This is a genomic window from Microbacterium lemovicicum (assembly GCF_003991875.1).
Lineage (GTDB): Bacteria > Actinomycetota > Actinomycetes > Actinomycetales > Microbacteriaceae > Microbacterium > Microbacterium lemovicicum.
In genome coordinates this window covers 1,675,997-1,691,098 of sequence record NZ_CP031423.1, presented here as the reverse complement: position 1 = coordinate 1,691,098, position 15,102 = coordinate 1,675,997, and the positions used below count along the sequence as shown (strand labels likewise).

Below are 15,102 nucleotides of genomic sequence, written 5' to 3'. Positions count from 1 at the left end.
GAGAAGGCTGGGATCATGGACACGACGATGACCTCCCTCCCTCCTCTGGACGCCTCTGCGGCGCCGCCGACCCCAGCGAACAGGTGGTGGCGCACCTACGGCGAGCAGTGGCGACGCGTGCCGGGCAACGCGGTCTACCTGATCGCCGTCTTCGCCCTGGCCATGACGGCGGTGGGCGTGCTGGCGTCGCTGTTCTGGACGGGAGTGGCGCTCATCATCCTCGTCGTCGGGCTCCCGATCATCGTCGCCGCCCTGCTCGTCGCGCGCGGGCTGGGCCTGGGCGACCGGTTCCTGCTGAAGCTCACCGGCCTGCGCGACATCCCCGAGCCGGAGTGGTCGCGCGACCGCCCCGACCAGAACGGCTTCTGGATGACGCTGACGCGGCCGCTGCGCGTCGCGCACTACTGGGCCTACCTGGCGCACGGGATGATCGTGAGCCCGCTGCTGAGCATCGTCTCCTTCACCGTGACCGTCACATGGATCAGCGTCGCCGTCGGCGGACTGACCTCGTGGGTGTGGCTGCTGATCGCGCCGCGCGGCAGCGGCGGGCGCTGGGGGAGGGTCGTCACCGACGGCATCCCCGGGCTGGTCGGAGGCGCGGCGCCCGTGGCCGTGCAGATCCTGCTCAGCGTCATCGCGGGTGTCATCTTCGCCTTCACGCTCCCGTGGGTGCTGCGCGGCCTCACGATCGCCCACCACTCGATCGCGGAGTCGATGCTCGGACGCTGGCGCTCAGACGACCTCGCGGCCGAGGTGCGCGCCGAGGCCGCGGCCCGCGGTGCGGCCGTGCATGCGGAGGACGTCGCACTGCGACGCCTGGAGCGCGACATCCACGACGGGCCGCAGCAGCGGCTGGTGCGTCTGCAGCTCGATCTGGCCGCGCTCGAACGCCGCGCCGCGGCGGGCGACGGCGACGCCGCCGCCGAGCTCGCCCGCGAGGCCCGCGGGCACGCCCAGGCCGCCCTCGACGAGCTGCGCGCCCTCTCCAGCGGCGTCGCGCCGCCCCTGCTGCAGGATCGGGGTCTCTCCGCCGCGCTGAGCGCCGTCGCGGCCGGTGTGCCGCTGTCGGTCGACATCCGCATCGATCCGCGCATCGACGGGGCGGTCAGTCCCGAGATCGCCCGCACGGTCTACTTCACCGTGTCCGAGCTGTTCACGAACACGATCAAGCACGCGGGCGCGACGGCGGCGAGCCTGCACGCCTCGCTGCGTGAGCCGACGCCGCAGACGATGGGGATGCTGGACGTCGTCGTCACCGACGACGGACGGGGCGGCGCGCGCACCGTCGCCGGCCACGGCCTCGCGGGACTCGCCGAGCGGGTCGCGGGACTGCGCGGCGAGTTGGTGGTGCAGAGCCCCGTCGGCGGCCCGACGACCGTCGGCGTCCACATCCCGCTCCCCGGGATGCCGGCGTGAGCGCGCGGATCGCCGCCTATCCTGAACCCGTGACGACCGACCCCGACACCGACGACCGGACTCGGCTGATCCTCGTCGAGGACTCGGTGCTCCTGCGGGAGGGCCTGGTGCGGCTGTTCGACGAGGCCGGATACGTCACCGCCGGCGCCTTCGGAGACGCGGACGACATCGTGGCGCGCGTGACGGCCGCCCGTGCCGACGTCGCCGTTCTCGACGTCCGGCTGCCGCCGACGTTCCGCGACGAGGGCATCCGAGCGGCGCTCCGTCTCCGCGCGGAGGCTCCCGGCGTCGCGATCCTCGTGCTCAGCCAGTACGTCGAGGGCGTCTACGCCCGCGAGCTGCTGGCCGAGGGGGAGGGCGGCGTCGGCTACCTGCTGAAGGATCGCGTCACGTCGCTGGAGGACTTCACCGATGCCATCCGCCGCGTGCGCGCGGGCGGCACCGTGCTCGACCCGGTCGTCGTGCGGCAGCTTCTGGCCGCCCGACCCGATCCGCTCTCGGCTCTGACGCCGCGCGAGCGCGACGTGCTCGAGCTGATGGCCGAGGGCCGCAGCAACATGACCATCGCGCAGCGGCTGCACATCGGGGTCGGAGCGGTCGAGAAGAACGTCACCGCCATCTTCCAGAAGCTGCGCCTGGAGGAGTCGGGTTCCGACCACCGGCGCGTGCTCGCCGTCCTCGCGTTCCTGCAGCGCGGCTGAGGCCGGCACCGCGCCGACACGACGACGCCCCCGGCACCGCCTGGTGCCGGGGGCGTCGTCGTGCGCGTGTCAGGAGGAGAGGTGCGCCACCAGGAACCAGCGGTCCTTCTCGATGCCGCGCTGGATCTCGATCGCAACGTCCTGGCTGCTGGCGTCGACCTCGCCGAGGCCTTCGACGGCAGCGCGGATGTCGACGAGGACGGCGTCGATGTCGCTGATGACGTCGCTCACGACCTCATCCCACTGCGCGAAGCCGGCGGGCACCGCGGTGTCCTTGACCTTCGCCGAGATGGTGGCCAGGCGCGCGTCGATCGGCAGGCCCAGGGCGACGATGCGCTCGGCGGCCGTGTCGGACCAGTCCTGTGCGTGCGTCACGACGCTGTCGAGCAGCTCGTGGATGGGGAGGAAGTTCGTGCCGCGCACGTTCCAGTGGGCCTGCTTGCCGTTGACGACGAGGGCCTGGAGTCCGAGCACGACGGGGGTGAGGAACTGGGCGGTGCCGGCGGCGACCGTGGGGTCGGCGGCAGTCGCGGGAATGGTGTGGATCTTGCTCATGGTGTCCTCCGTCTGCGGCGAGCTATCTCTGACGTTTCCAACGGTACTCAGCGCGCATCACTCCGCAAGCAAGCTGAGGCTGGGCTAATCCGGCACTCCGCGCCGGACGGCACCCGGCGCCGGGCACCGTCGAATGCACGGGATGTCGCGCCCCAGCGGCTACCGTCGAGGGGTGCCATCCGCAGACGCCGACCTGGGCCCGCAGGACCTCGACGCCCCCGCCCGCACCGTGCGCCGCGAGCCGACGCGCCGCTCGCCGGAGCACGCCGAGCCGTCCCGGTTCCTGCCGCACGTGCAGGGCCTGCGCGCGATCGCGGTGCTGTTCGTCGTGCTGTACCACTTCTGGCCGGCACGACTGCCGGGCGGCTACGTCGGCGTCGACATCTTCTTCGTCATCTCCGGCTATCTGATCACCGCGCACCTGATGCGAGAGATGGTCGCCACCGGCTCGATCCGGCTCGGCCAGTTCTGGGCCCGCCGGGCCCGCCGCCTCCTTCCCGCATCGCTGCTCGTGCTGCTCTTCTGCGCGCTGGCGGCGATGTCGCCCTATCTGACGCCGACCTCCGCACTGCCCGACGAGGTGCAGGAGATCGTCGCCTCGACGTTCTACGTCGAGAACTGGTTCCTCGCGCTGAACTCCGCCGACTACCTCAACCACTCCGGCGACCCGACCACGGTCCAGCACTACTGGTCGCTGTCGCTGGAGGAGCAGTTCTACGTGATGTGGCCGCTCATCCTGCTCCTGGCGGCCTGGATCGCCGTGAAGTACTTCCGCGGCGACCGGCGGCGGGCGGTGCTCATCGCGATCGGGGCCGTGACCGCGGCATCCTTCCTCTTCTGCGTCGTGTTCACCCTCACGAACCCCGCCCCGGCATACTTCGTGACCTTCGGGCGCATGTGGCAGTTCGGCGTCGGCGCGCTCGTCGCCCTCATCCCCGCCCTCCGCGTGCGCAACCCGCTGCTCAGCTTCGTGCTCGGCTGGGGCGGCATCCTCGTGCTGCTGTACACGGCGTTCCGCTTCGACGGCCAGACGCCGTTCCCCGGCTACGCCGCCGCGCTGCCGACGATCGGCGCGGCCGCCGTCATCGCCGCCTCCAACACCGAGCGGTGGTGGCAGCCGACGCGGATCCTGGCGGTCCGGCCGATGCGTTTCACGGGCGACATCTCGTATTCGCTTTACCTCTGGCACTGGCCGCTCATCGTCATCGCGCCGTCGGTGCCGTTCTGGGGGCTGACGATCTATCACCGCGTCGCGCTGCTGGGCATCTGCTTCGTGCTGGCCTGGCTGACCAAGCGCTTCGTCGAGGACCCCGCCCGGCAGTGGAAGGCGCTCACCTCGCGTCCTGCGCGGCTCAGCCTGTGGGCGTCGCTCGCGGCGATGCTCCTCGTCGCCGGCACCGCGGGCGCGGCCTGGGCCGTCAACGCCCCCGCCTATCGCGACGGCGTGCAGGCCCTCGCGCAGCTGCGGGAGGATCCGCCCGACTGCTTCGGCGCCGCGGCGGTGCTGGAGGACGGCTGCGCCGGCACCGACTTCGGCGACACCATCCTGCCCGCGCCCGGTTTCGCGGGAGTCGACAGGCCGGCCGATTCGCAGTGCTTCGTGCAGCTGAACGACGCGCGCCCGGTGTCGTGCGACTTCGGCTCCGACGACCCCGCCGCGCCGACGGTCGCCCTGATCGGCGACAGCCACGCGTTCCAGCTCCTGACGACCTTCCAGCGCATGGCGCAGGACAACGGCTGGCACCTCGTGACCTACTTCAAGGGCGCCTGCCCGTGGAACGACACGCCCCTGTCGACGCCCGGCGCGTTCGGCGACGCCTGCACGCAATGGCGCTCGGGTGTGACGGCGGCCCTCGACGACCGTGACATCGACGCCGTCTTCACCGCCGCGATCGCCACGACGCCCTACGCCTCCGCGGGGTACGACTCGTCGTACGCCGCCGCCGTCGCGGGCTACCGCGACGCGTGGGGACGGATGCTGGATCGCGGCATCCCGGTCGTCACCGTCGTCGACAACCCGGTGTGGGAGACCGACCCGAACAAGTGCCTCCGCACGCGCGACGAGTCGCAGTGCGACGGTGCGCGATCGGCTGTGCTCGTCGCGGAGGATCCGCTGCGGGAGGCCGCGACCGGGCTCGACGGCGTCACGCTGCTCGACTTCACCGACGTCTTCTGCGACGACACCACGTGCTTCCCCGTCGTGGGCGGGGCCAACCTGTACCGCGACCAGGACCACCTCACGGTCACCTTCGCCGACTCGCTCGCACCGCAGTACACCCGCGCCATCCAGGACGCGCTGGCGGCGCGGGCGCCCTAGCGTGCGCCGGGTCGGGCCCGCGGATTAGGGTCGGACCATGCCGATCGCCGAGGGTGCCTCCGTCCTGTCCGTCGCCGGGAGAGCGCCCTCGGTGCCGGAGAGCGCGTTCGTCGCCCCCGGGGCCCGCGTGGTGGGCGACGTCGTCATGGGGGAGTCCTCGAGCATCTGGTACAACGCCGTCGTCCGCGGCGACAGCGACCGCATCACGCTCGGCGCGGGCAGCAACCTGCAGGACAACGTCTCGGTGCACGTCGACGCCGGTCACCCGGTCGTGATCGGAGCGGACGTGTCCGTCGGGCACAACGCCGTCGTCCACGGCTGCACGGTCGGCGACGGCTCGCTGATCGGCATGGGCAGCGTCATCCTCTCCGGCGCCGTCATCGGAGCCGGATGCCTCGTCGCCGGGGGAGCGGTCGTGCTCGAGGGGACGGTCGTGCCCGACGGGTCGCTGGTGGCGGGCGTCCCCGCGAAGGTGCGGCGCGAGCTGACGGCGGAGGAGCGGGAGAAGATCCTCCGCAATGCGCGGATCTACCGCGAGCACCTGGCCGCGCACGCCGACGCGCGCGCCCTCTGAGGAGGGTGGCCCTCCACCTCGGGAGGCGGGGAGTCGGGCGGGATATCGGAGGGGCTGACGGGAATCGAACCCGCATCATTAGTTTGGAAGACTAAGGCTTTACCACTAAGCTACAGCCCCGATGTGGCCGCCCCTCGCGATCGCGCGGTGCAGCATCCCGAGTCTAGCCGATCGGCGTCGCACGCCTGAACGGCGCGCGCGACGCTCAGGAGGACGCACACCTCCGTCGGCTAGACTTCTCGACGGTCGTTTCGTGTCCGCGCGCGCGCGGGTCCTGCCCGGGGCGTAGCTCAGCTTGGTAGAGCGCCCGCTTTGGGAGCGGGAGGCCGCAGGTTCAAATCCTGTCGCCCCGACCACGAGACCCTCCGAACCCCCGACCTTCAGCCGCCGCGCGCATGCGCGGAACACAGAGGAGAACGAACACATGGTGAACAGCACCGTCGAGCAGCTCAGCCCCACGCGGGTCAAGCTCCACATCACGGTCACGCCCGACGAGCTCAAGCCGAGCATCGCGCACGCGTACGAGCACATCGCGCAGGACGTGCAGATCCCCGGCTTCCGCAAGGGCAAGGTTCCCGCGCCGATCATCGACCAGCGCATCGGACGCACCGCCGTGCTCGAGCACGCCGTCAGCGAGGGTCTCGACACGTTCTACCGCGAGGCCGTCAGCGCCCACAACGTGCGCGTGCTCGGCCGCCCCAACGCCGACGTCAAGGAATGGCCGAACGAGAAGGACTTCTCCGGCGATCTCGAGGTCGAGGTCGAGGTCGACGTGCGTCCCGAGTTCGACCTGCCCGAGCTCGAGGGCCAGACGATCACCGTCGACGCCGTCGAGGTCGACGACGCGGCCATCGACGAGGAGCTCGACCGACTGCGCAGCCGCTTCGGCACGCTGATCACGGTCGACCGCCCCGCCGCCACGGGCGACTTCGTCGAGCTGAACCTCGTCGCGACCATCGAGGGCGCCGAGATCGACCGCGCCGAGGGCGTGTCCTACGAGGTCGGGTCCGGCGAGCTGCTCGAGGGCATCGACGAGGCGATCGACTCGCTGACCGCGGGCGAGGAGACCACCTTCCGCTCGAAGCTCGTCGGCGGCGACCACGCCGGCGAAGAGGCCGAGGTCGTCGTGACCGTCACCGCCGTCAAGGAGCGCGAGCTTCCCGAGGCCGACGACGACTTCGCGCAGATCGCGAGCGAGTTCGACACCATCGCGGAGCTCCGCGAGAGCCTGTCCGAGCGCGTCGGCCAGCAGTCGGCGTTCACGCAGGGCTCCGCCGCACGCGACAAGCTGATCGAGGAGCTGCTCACGCAGGTCGAGATCCCGGTGCCGGCCGCACTCATCGAGGCCGAGGTGCACAGCCACCTCGAGGGCGAGAACCGCCTCGAGGACGACGTGCACCGCGCGGAGGTCACCGAGGCCAGCGAGAAGCAGTTCAAGACGCAGATGCTCATGGACGCCATCGCCGAGAAGTTCGAGGTGCAGGTCTCCCAGGAGGAGCTCACCCAGTACCTCATCCAGTCCGCCGCGCAGTACGGCATGGCGCCGCAGGAGTTCGTCGAGGCGATCCAGCAGAACAACCAGCTGCCCGCGCTCGTCGCCGAGGTCGCCCGCAACAAGGCCCTCGCCGTCGCGCTCGGCAAGGTGACCGTCGTCGACACGGCCGGCAAGTCGGTCGACCTCGCCGGCTTCGTCGCCACCGACGACCCCGAGCTCGAGGCCGAGGACGAGGTCGTCGAGGAGGCGCAGGAGATCGCGGATGCCGCAGCCGACGCCGACGACGTGATCGCCGCCGAGGAGGCCGAGGCGCCGAAGAAGCCGGCCCGCAAGAGCACCAAGAAGGCCGCCGCCGAGGCCGCCCCCGCCGAGGACGCCGCGCCCGCGGCCGACGAGGCCGAGGCGCCGAAGAAGCCGGCCCGCAAGAGCACCAAGAAGGCAGCCGAGTAACGACGGACGCACGAAGGGGACGGATGCCGCGGCATCCGTCCCCTTCGCCTTGTCCGGGAGGGACGCATGACAGACACGTGGGATGACCGGATGGCCGCCGTCTGGGCGGACGAGACCCTCGGCGACGACGAGCGCATCGCCGCCGTCGACGCCCTCGCGGCCGAACGCGCGGAGGACGACGCCCGCGCGCTGTTCGAGCGTGCCGGCGCACGCGACTCCGCCGGCCGGGAGGGCGAGGCGGAGACGCTCTACCGCCGGGCGCTGGAGGCCGGCCTCGATCCCGAGCACCGGGTGCAGGCGGTGATCCAGCTGGCGAGCACGATCCGCAATCTGGGGAAGACCGGCGAGGCGCTCGCGCTGCTCGAGCAGGAGTACGCGCGCGGCGGCGACGACGGCTTCCACGACGCGGCGGCGGCGTTCTACGCGCTTGCGCTCAGCAGCGTCGGCCGTGACCGCGAGGCGGTCTCCGTCGCGCTCCTCGCCCTCGCTCCGCACCTCCCGCGCTATATCCGTTCCGTGACCGGATACGCGCGGGAACTGCTCGACCCGCGGGGCTGATCTGCCGAGGGCGAACACGGCCGGGGCGGCGGATGCGCGCCGGTAGATTCGTTCCCACGACCACGAATTCAGGAGCACACATGGCCGCTGAACCCCTTATCGCGACAAGCGTCTTCGACCGCCTGCTGCGGGACCGCATCATCTGGCTCGGGTCGGAGGTGCGCGACGAGAACGCCAACGAGATCTGCGCCAAGATCCTCCTTCTCGCCGCCGAGGACCCGGAGAAGGACATCTTCCTCTACGTCAACTCGCCCGGTGGATCCATCACCGCCGGCATGGCGATCTACGACACCATGCAGTTCGTCCCCAACGACATCGTCACGGTCGGCATCGGCATGGCCGCCTCGATGGGACAGCTGCTGCTGACCAGCGGCACCAAGGGCAAGCGCTACATCACGCCCAACGCCCGCGTCCTGCTGCACCAGCCCCACGGCGGGTTCGGCGGAACCTCCAGCGACATCCAGACCCAGGCCCAGCTCATCGTCTCGATGAAGAACCGCCTGGCGGAGATCACCGCCGCACAGACCGGCAAGCCGGTCGAGCAGATCAACGAGGACGGTGACCGCGACCGCTGGTTCACCGCAGAGGAAGCCCTCGAGTACGGCTTCGTCGACCACATCCGCGCCCACCTCTCCGACGTCGTCGGCGGCGGCGGAACCGACGCGGACTGACCCGAAGGCGAAAGACAGGAACGACACATGGAAACCCCTACCTTCGGCGCACCGCAGGCCCGCGGCATCCAGATGCCCGGCAGCCGCTACATCCTGCCCCAGTTCGAGGAGCGCACGGCCTACGGCTTCAAGCGCCAGGACCCGTACAACAAGCTCTTCGAGGACCGCGTCATCTTCCTCGGCGTGCAGGTGGACGACGCCTCGGCCGATGACGTCATGGCGCAGCTCCTCGTGCTCGAGAGCCAGGACCCCGACCGCGACATCATCATGTACATCAACTCGCCCGGCGGCTCGTTCACGGCCATGACGGCGATCTACGACACGATGCAGTACATCTCCCCCCAGATCCAGACCGTGGTGCTGGGCCAGGCCGCGTCGGCCGCCGCCGTGCTGCTGGCCGCCGGAGCCCCCGGCAAGCGCCTGGCGCTGCCCAACGCCCGCATCCTGATCCACCAGCCCGCCATGGGCGAGGCGGGCCACGGTCAGGCGTCGGACATCGAGATCCAGGCGGCGGAGATCCTGCGCATGCGCACGTGGCTCGAGGAGACGCTGGCCAAGCACTCCCGCCGCGACGTGGCGCAGGTCAACCGCGACATCGACCGCGACAAGATCCTGTCGGGCGTCGAGGCCGTCGAGTACGGTCTCGTCGACCAGGTCCTCACGACGCGCAAGCGCGTGCCGGCGGCGCTCACCAGCTGATCGGATGCCGCGAACGCCCCGTCTCCCTGGAGGCGGGGCGCTCGTCGTGCGGGGCGCTCTTCACAACGCGCGCCGCAATCCGGCCGATGTCGACACCAGAGGCTAGGCTCATCGGAGTGGTCGGGGAAGCCCCGGCGATGAGGAGGAGCCTGATGGCACGCATCGGTGAGAGCGCCGACCTTTTCAAGTGCTCCTTCTGCGGCAAGAGCCAGAAGCAGGTGCAGCAGTTGATCGCCGGTCCCGGCGTCTACATCTGCGACGAGTGCGTCGAGCTGTGCAACGAGATCATCGAAGAGCGCATGGCCGAGTCGACGACCGGCGTCGTCTCCGACTTCGATCTGCCGAAGCCGCGCGAGATCTTCTCCTTCCTCGAGGAGTACGTCGTCGGGCAGGAGGCGGCCAAGCGCGCCCTCTCCGTCGCCGTCTACAACCACTACAAGCGCATCCGCGCCCACGGCACCCTCCAGACCGCCGAGCAGCGGGCTGACGAGGTCGAGATCGCCAAGAGCAACATCCTGCTCATCGGCCCGACCGGCTGCGGCAAGACCTACCTCGCGCAGACGCTCGCGAAGCGGCTCAACGTGCCGTTCGCCGTCGCGGACGCCACGGCGCTCACCGAGGCCGGCTACGTCGGCGAAGACGTCGAGAACATCCTTCTGAAGCTGATCCAGGCTGCCGACTTCGACACCAAGCGCGCCGAGACCGGCATCATCTACATCGACGAGGTCGACAAGATCGCGCGGAAGGCCGAGAACCCTTCCATCACGCGTGATGTGTCGGGGGAGGGCGTGCAGCAGGCTCTCCTGAAGATCCTCGAGGGAACGGTCGCCTCCGTGCCGCCGCAGGGCGGGCGCAAGCATCCGCACCAGGAGTTCATCCAGATCGACACGACGAACGTGCTGTTCATCGTGGCGGGCGCTTTCGCCGGTCTGGAAGACATCGTTTCCAGCCGCGTCGGCAAGCACGGGATCGGGTTCGGTGCTCCGCTGCATGACAAGGACGACGACCAGAGCCTCTTCTCCGAGGTGCTGCCGGAAGATCTGCACAAGTTCGGCCTCATCCCCGAATTCATCGGCCGCCTGCCCGTCGTGGCCTCGGTGACGCCGCTCGACCAGGATGCGCTGATGGAGATCCTGACGGCCCCGCGCAACGCGCTGGTGAAGCAGTACCAGCGCATGTTCGAGCTCGACGGCGTCGAGCTGGAGTTCGACCACGACGCCCTGCGGGCGATCGCCGACCTCGCCGTGCTGCGCAAGACCGGCGCCCGCGGCCTCCGGGCGATCCTCGAGGACGTGCTCGGGCCGATCATGTTCGACATCCCTTCGGCCGAAGACGTCGCCAAGGTCGTCATCACCCGCGCCGCGGTCGATGACGGCGCCGCTCCGACCGTCATCCTGCGGGAGAAGCGCAAGAGCGCCTGACGCTGTGGACGTCGGAGGGCCCGCGGCATCGCCGCGGGCCCTCCGACGTCCGGGGTGGTCAGCAGCTGGGGCCGTCGAATCACGTGATCTCGGGTGCTCGGATGAGACCCGACACAGGACGAGCGCGCCTCATTCGGAAGCGTCGGTGGCCGCCGGTAGCGTCCGAGCCATGTCACGAGTCCTCTTCGATACCGCAACCTCGCTCAACGGCTGGATCGCCGACGAGCAGAACTCGCTCGCCTGGCTCTTCGCCGTCGACGGCGGGGCCACCCCGGACGACTCCCTGCTGCCGCCCGACGCCGGGCTGCTGGTCGAGGGTTCGACGACCTACGAGTGGGTGCTCGCCGAGTCCGACATCCTCGCGCACCCCGAGAAGTGGTCCGAGTTCCACGGCGATCGCCCCACGTTCGTCTTCACGACCCGCGAGCTCCCCGTGCCGGAGGGAGCGGACGTCAGATTCGTCTCGGGCTCCGTCGCCGACGTGATGCCCGCTCTCCGATCGGCGGCGGGGGAGCGCGACATCTGGGTCGTCGGCGGGGGCGACCTCGCCGGTCAGTTCCTCGATGCGGGACTGCTCGACCAGATCGCCCTATCGATCGCACCCGTGCTGCTCACCGGGGGAGCGCCGCTCCTTCCGCGGCGGCTCGAGTCTGACCGCCTGCGGCTGGTGTCGGCCGAGGCCGTGGGCCCCTTCGCGCGGCTCATCTACGAGGTGGCAGCGGCGGCGGACTGACCGGATGCCGGCCACGGCGCGATGCCGATGTCGACCACGGGCTGTCGCCGGGAAGAGAGGTCCGGCCGCGGCAGGACGATCCAGCGAGGAACGTCCTGCCGCGGCCGGAACGCCTGCTCCGACGGGCTGGCGGAGGCGGGGCGGCGGCGGCGCGGGTCAGCCGGTGAGACCGCGACGCTCCAGCAGCGGTTCGATGGCAGCATCCCGCCCACGGAAGTCGCGGTACGCCTCGAGCGGGTCCTTCGACCCCCCGACGCCGAGCAGACGGTCGCGGAAGCGATCGCCGTTGCCGCGCGTCAGGCCGCCGTTCTCGTGGAACCACTCCACCGTGTCGGCGTCGAGCACCTCGCTCCAGATGTAGGAGTAGTAGCCGGCGCTGTATCCGCCCGAGAAGACGTGCGCGAAGTACGTCGACGAGTAGCGCGTGGGCACGACGGGGTTGTCGAGTCCGATGTCGGCCAGTGCGGCGGCCTCGAAGGCGGCGACGTCGAGGTCGGCTTCGGCCTCGGCACGACTGAGGCCGTGCCAGGCCTGGTCGATCCAGGATGCCGCGAGGTACTCGCTCGTCGAAAAGCCCTGGTTGAACGCCTCCGACGCGGTGAGCTTCTCGATGACGTCGGCCGGCAGCGGCTCGTCCGTCTCGACGTGGCGCGCATACGCCGTCAGGACCTCCGGCCAGTAGATCCACATCTCGTTGACCTGGCTCGGGAACTCCACGAAGTCGCGGAACACCGCCGTCCCGGCGAAGTGCGGATACGTGACCGTCGCGAACAGACCGTGCAGCGCATGACCGAACTCGTGGAAGAGGGTGGTCACCTCATCGAGGGTGAGGAGCGTGGGCTGCCCGGGTGCCGGCTGGGGCACGTTGAGGTTGTTCACGACGACCGGGTCGGTGCCGCGCAGGTGCGACTGGGTGACGAGCGAGTTCATCCACGCACCGCCGCGCTTCGTGTCACGGGTGTACAGGTCGAGGATGTACAGCCCGAGCGGAGAGCCGTCCTCGTTGGACACCTCGAACACGCGCACGTCCGCGCGGTAGGCCCGGAGGTCGGCGCGCTCCGCGAACGTGATGCCGTAGAGCGCGGTGGCCGCGGCGAACACGCCGTCCTGCAGCACGCGCTCCGCCTCGAACCACGGCCGCAGCGCGGAGCGGTCGAGGTCGTACTCCGCGGCGCGCACCTTCTCCGTGTAGAACGCCCAGTCGTGCGCCTCCAGCGGGAACGGGGCGTCGCCGCGGTCGATGAGCGCCTGCAGCGCCTGCTGCTCGCGCACGGCATTGGCGGCGGCGGGTCGGGCGAGCCGGCGCAGCAGGTCGTGCACCGCCTCCGGGGTTCCCGCCGTCTCATCGGCCGTGACGGCGGCCGCGTGCGAGGAGTAGCCGAGCAGTTCGGCGCGCTCGGCGCGCAGCCGGACGATCTCCCGCAGGACGCCGCGGTTGTCGTTCTCGTCGCCGCGGGAGCCGCGCGAGCGCGAGGCCGCCATGATGCGACGTCGGCTCTCGCGATCGGTGAGCACCGACAGGTACGGGTGACCGGTGAAGAGGGTCAGGGTGACGACGTAACGTCCGGGCAGTCCGCGATCCTCGGCGGCCCGTGCCGCAGCCGACAGCTCGCCGTCGGTGAGACCGTCGAGCTCCGCGGCATCGTCGAAGACGACGGCGAGGTCGTTGGTGTCGGCGAGGAGGTTCTTCTCGAAGGTCGTGGTCAGGGTCGACAGCCGCTGGTTCAGGTCGGTGAGACGGGCCTTGGCGTCATAGTCGAGGCCGGCGCCGGCGAGCGTCATCTCGCGGTGGTGACGGCGCACGAGCCGCTCCTGCTCGGGGTCGAGGCCGAGGCTCTCGAGCTGGTCGTGCAGGGTGCTGATCCGCCAGTACAGCGCGCTGTCGAGCTGGATCGCGTCGTGGTGCGCCGACATGAGCGGCGCGAGCGTCTCGTCGATCTCCTGGACCTCCGCCGTCGCGTCGGCCGATGACACGGTGTAGAACGTCCGGGCGACGCGGTCCAGGGCGGACCCGCTCGCCTCGAGGGCCACCATGGTGTTCTCGAAGGTCGGCATCGACCGCACCCGCGTGATGTGATCCACCTCCCGGCGATGCTCGGCGAAAGCGGCCCCGAACGCGGGCAGGTAGTGCTCCGCGCGGATCTCGGCGTAGGGCGGCAGGGCGTAGGGGAGCGAGCTGGGGGTCAGAAGGGGGTTGGCTGCAGCATCCGTCATGGTATCCAGGCTAGCCCCGGGCATCAGGGTGCAGACCGACCTTTGCAAAGTGACTCTTGCAAAGAACTCTTCGCAAAGGTATCTTTGCACTATGACCGAAGACGCACAGGGCCCTGTCGACGCCGGGGCACCGCAGACGCCCGACCGGGTGCTCGATGCCGGCGCGCTGCGCGCACTGGCGCATCCCATCCGCGTGCGGATCTACGACATCCTCAGCCAGTACGGCCCGCAGACGGCCAGTTCGCTGGCCGAGCGGCTGGGGGAGTCGTCCGGCTCCACCAGCTACCACCTGAGGGCTCTCGCGGCGCAGGACCTCATCCGCGAGATGCCCGATCGCGGAACGGCGCGCGAGCGCTGGTGGGAGCGCCCGCGGGGCTCCGTCTCGCTGCACAACCCGAGCGCGACGCGCACCCCGTCCGGTCGCGCGGCCTCGCAGATCGTGCTCACCGAGACGCTCAACCGTCGCCACGAGCAGCTCATGGAGTTCGCCCTCGGCGGGCTCGACGCCGACGCGCCGGACGGCTGGGAGGACGCGGCGGTCATCTCGACGGCCACCACCCGCCTCACGCCCGAGCAGCTCACGGAGCTCGTGGCATCGGTCGCGAGCCTCGTCGACGACTACGTCCGTCGCCACCGCGACCAGACCGGCGAGGGCGTCCGCCCCGTCACGATCCGCACCGACATGTTCCCCCTCCCGGAGTGAGGAGTACCCCATGACCACCCTGACCATCGCCACCACCTCGTGGACGGATGCCGCGGCCGACGGCACGCGCATCGAGCGCGCGCTCCTCGGCGCCGGTCGCCTGCTGATCTCGGCCGCGGCGGACAGTGCCCGGCGGCGGGCGGAGCGCCGCGACGCGGGCTACGCGTTCGCCGACCTCGAGCGCGAGCGCATGCGCGCCGACGCCGTGCGACTCGGCCTGCTGCGGCGCTGAGCCTCGTCCGCGCCGCCTCAACCCGGTCGACCTGACGAGAACCGCGGAAATCGGGGCGCCGTTCCCGCAACAGGCGTCAGGTGAACGGGCCGGGGGCACCAGAAGCCCGGCTCAGGCGAACTCGTCGTCCTCGTCGTGGCGCACGACCACCTCGCCCGAGGCGTTCGTCGTGACGATCACCCCGGTGTCGAGCTCGGCGACGGCGCGTCCCTCGAGGAACGTCAGGGTCCACGACGGCGTCGGCTGCAGCGCGAACTGCCGCTCGTCGATGAGGCCCTCGACCGCGGCGATCTGCGCGTGCAGCACCTCCGGCACGGCGCGGGGCGGGGTGGTGCGGGCCGGCCAGCGTGTTCCGAGCTGCAT

At 70.6% G+C, this 15,102-nt stretch carries 15 protein-coding genes and 2 tRNA genes; 13 read left to right on the top strand and 4 right to left on the bottom strand.

Annotated features, from left to right (window positions below; all coding sequences use genetic code 11):
* Positions 1–15: 15 nt before the first annotated feature.
* Together CVS47_RS07840 and CVS47_RS07835 are read left to right on the top strand one after the other, a co-directional pair.
* Complete coding sequence (locus tag CVS47_RS07840) at positions 16–1,416, top strand: sensor histidine kinase (RefSeq protein ID WP_127095582.1); 1,401 nt, start codon at positions 16–18, stop codon at positions 1,414–1,416.
* A 29-nt stretch (positions 1,417–1,445) separates the two neighbouring features.
* On the top strand, positions 1,446–2,117 hold the full coding sequence (locus CVS47_RS07835) for a response regulator transcription factor (RefSeq protein WP_127095581.1): 672 nt from the start codon (positions 1,446–1,448) through the stop codon (positions 2,115–2,117).
* A 69-nt stretch (positions 2,118–2,186) separates the two neighbouring features.
* On the opposite strand, the gene CVS47_RS07830 is transcribed toward CVS47_RS07835, so the two are convergent.
* A complete protein-coding gene (locus CVS47_RS07830; protein WP_127095580.1) occupies positions 2,187–2,672 on the bottom strand; it encodes a Dps family protein in 486 nt (161 codons plus the stop codon).
* Positions 2,673–2,844: 172 nt separating this feature from the next.
* On the opposite strand from CVS47_RS07830, the gene CVS47_RS07825 reads away from it, so the two are divergent.
* Complete coding sequence (locus CVS47_RS07825; protein ID WP_127095579.1) at positions 2,845–4,989, top strand: acyltransferase family protein; 2,145 nt, start codon at positions 2,845–2,847, stop codon at positions 4,987–4,989.
* 37 nt (positions 4,990–5,026) lie between these two features.
* The gene (locus tag CVS47_RS07820) at positions 5,027–5,563 is read left to right on the top strand and encodes a gamma carbonic anhydrase family protein (protein WP_127095578.1); all 537 of its coding nucleotides are present in this window, start codon (positions 5,027–5,029) and stop codon (positions 5,561–5,563) included.
* Between the two features lie 49 nt (positions 5,564–5,612).
* Here CVS47_RS07820 and CVS47_RS07815 read toward each other — a convergent pair.
* Positions 5,613–5,683 (bottom strand) — tRNA-Gly (locus CVS47_RS07815).
* A 159-nt stretch (positions 5,684–5,842) separates the two neighbouring features.
* On the opposite strand from CVS47_RS07815, the gene CVS47_RS07810 reads away from it, so the two are divergent.
* From CVS47_RS07810 to CVS47_RS07780, 7 genes are all read left to right on the top strand, one after another.
* Positions 5,843–5,919 (top strand) — tRNA-Pro (locus CVS47_RS07810).
* Positions 5,920–5,990: 71 nt separating this feature from the next.
* A complete protein-coding gene (gene tig, locus CVS47_RS07805) occupies positions 5,991–7,508 on the top strand; it encodes a trigger factor (RefSeq protein WP_206502859.1) in 1,518 nt (505 codons plus the stop codon).
* Between the two features lie 66 nt (positions 7,509–7,574).
* Positions 7,575–8,066: a tetratricopeptide repeat protein gene (locus CVS47_RS07800; RefSeq protein ID WP_127095576.1), complete on the top strand. Its 492-nt coding sequence runs from the start codon at positions 7,575–7,577 to the stop codon at positions 8,064–8,066.
* A gap of 80 nt (positions 8,067–8,146) precedes the next feature.
* Positions 8,147–8,737 carry an ATP-dependent Clp protease proteolytic subunit gene (locus CVS47_RS07795; protein WP_127095575.1) on the top strand — a complete coding sequence of 197 codons (591 nt, stop codon included), beginning with the start codon at positions 8,147–8,149 and terminating at the stop codon, positions 8,735–8,737.
* A 27-nt stretch (positions 8,738–8,764) separates the two neighbouring features.
* On the top strand, positions 8,765–9,436 hold the full coding sequence (locus tag CVS47_RS07790) for an ATP-dependent Clp protease proteolytic subunit (RefSeq protein WP_127095574.1): 672 nt from the start codon (positions 8,765–8,767) through the stop codon (positions 9,434–9,436).
* Between the two features lie 152 nt (positions 9,437–9,588).
* On the top strand, positions 9,589–10,857 hold the full coding sequence (gene clpX, locus CVS47_RS07785; RefSeq protein ID WP_127095573.1) for an ATP-dependent Clp protease ATP-binding subunit ClpX: 1,269 nt from the start codon (positions 9,589–9,591) through the stop codon (positions 10,855–10,857).
* 169 nt (positions 10,858–11,026) lie between these two features.
* Positions 11,027–11,590: a dihydrofolate reductase family protein gene (locus tag CVS47_RS07780; protein ID WP_127095572.1), complete on the top strand. Its 564-nt coding sequence runs from the start codon at positions 11,027–11,029 to the stop codon at positions 11,588–11,590.
* 156 nt (positions 11,591–11,746) lie between these two features.
* Here CVS47_RS07780 and CVS47_RS07775 read toward each other — a convergent pair whose 3' ends face one another.
* A complete protein-coding gene (locus CVS47_RS07775) occupies positions 11,747–13,804 on the bottom strand; it encodes a M3 family metallopeptidase (RefSeq protein WP_127095571.1) in 2,058 nt (685 codons plus the stop codon).
* 91 nt (positions 13,805–13,895) lie between these two features.
* On the opposite strand from CVS47_RS07775, the gene CVS47_RS07770 reads away from it, so the two are divergent.
* Positions 13,896–14,507: an ArsR/SmtB family transcription factor gene (locus CVS47_RS07770; RefSeq protein WP_127095570.1), complete on the top strand. Its 612-nt coding sequence runs from the start codon at positions 13,896–13,898 to the stop codon at positions 14,505–14,507.
* Positions 14,508–14,517: 10 nt separating this feature from the next.
* Positions 14,518–14,739 carry a hypothetical protein gene (locus CVS47_RS07765; protein WP_127095569.1) on the top strand — a complete coding sequence of 74 codons (222 nt, stop codon included), beginning with the start codon at positions 14,518–14,520 and terminating at the stop codon, positions 14,737–14,739.
* Positions 14,740–14,850: 111 nt separating this feature from the next.
* Here the strand turns inward: CVS47_RS07765 and CVS47_RS07760 are convergent, their stop codons facing one another.
* Positions 14,851–15,102, bottom strand: coding sequence for a hypothetical protein (locus tag CVS47_RS07760; RefSeq protein WP_127095568.1), 252 nt, complete (start codon positions 15,100–15,102; stop codon positions 14,851–14,853).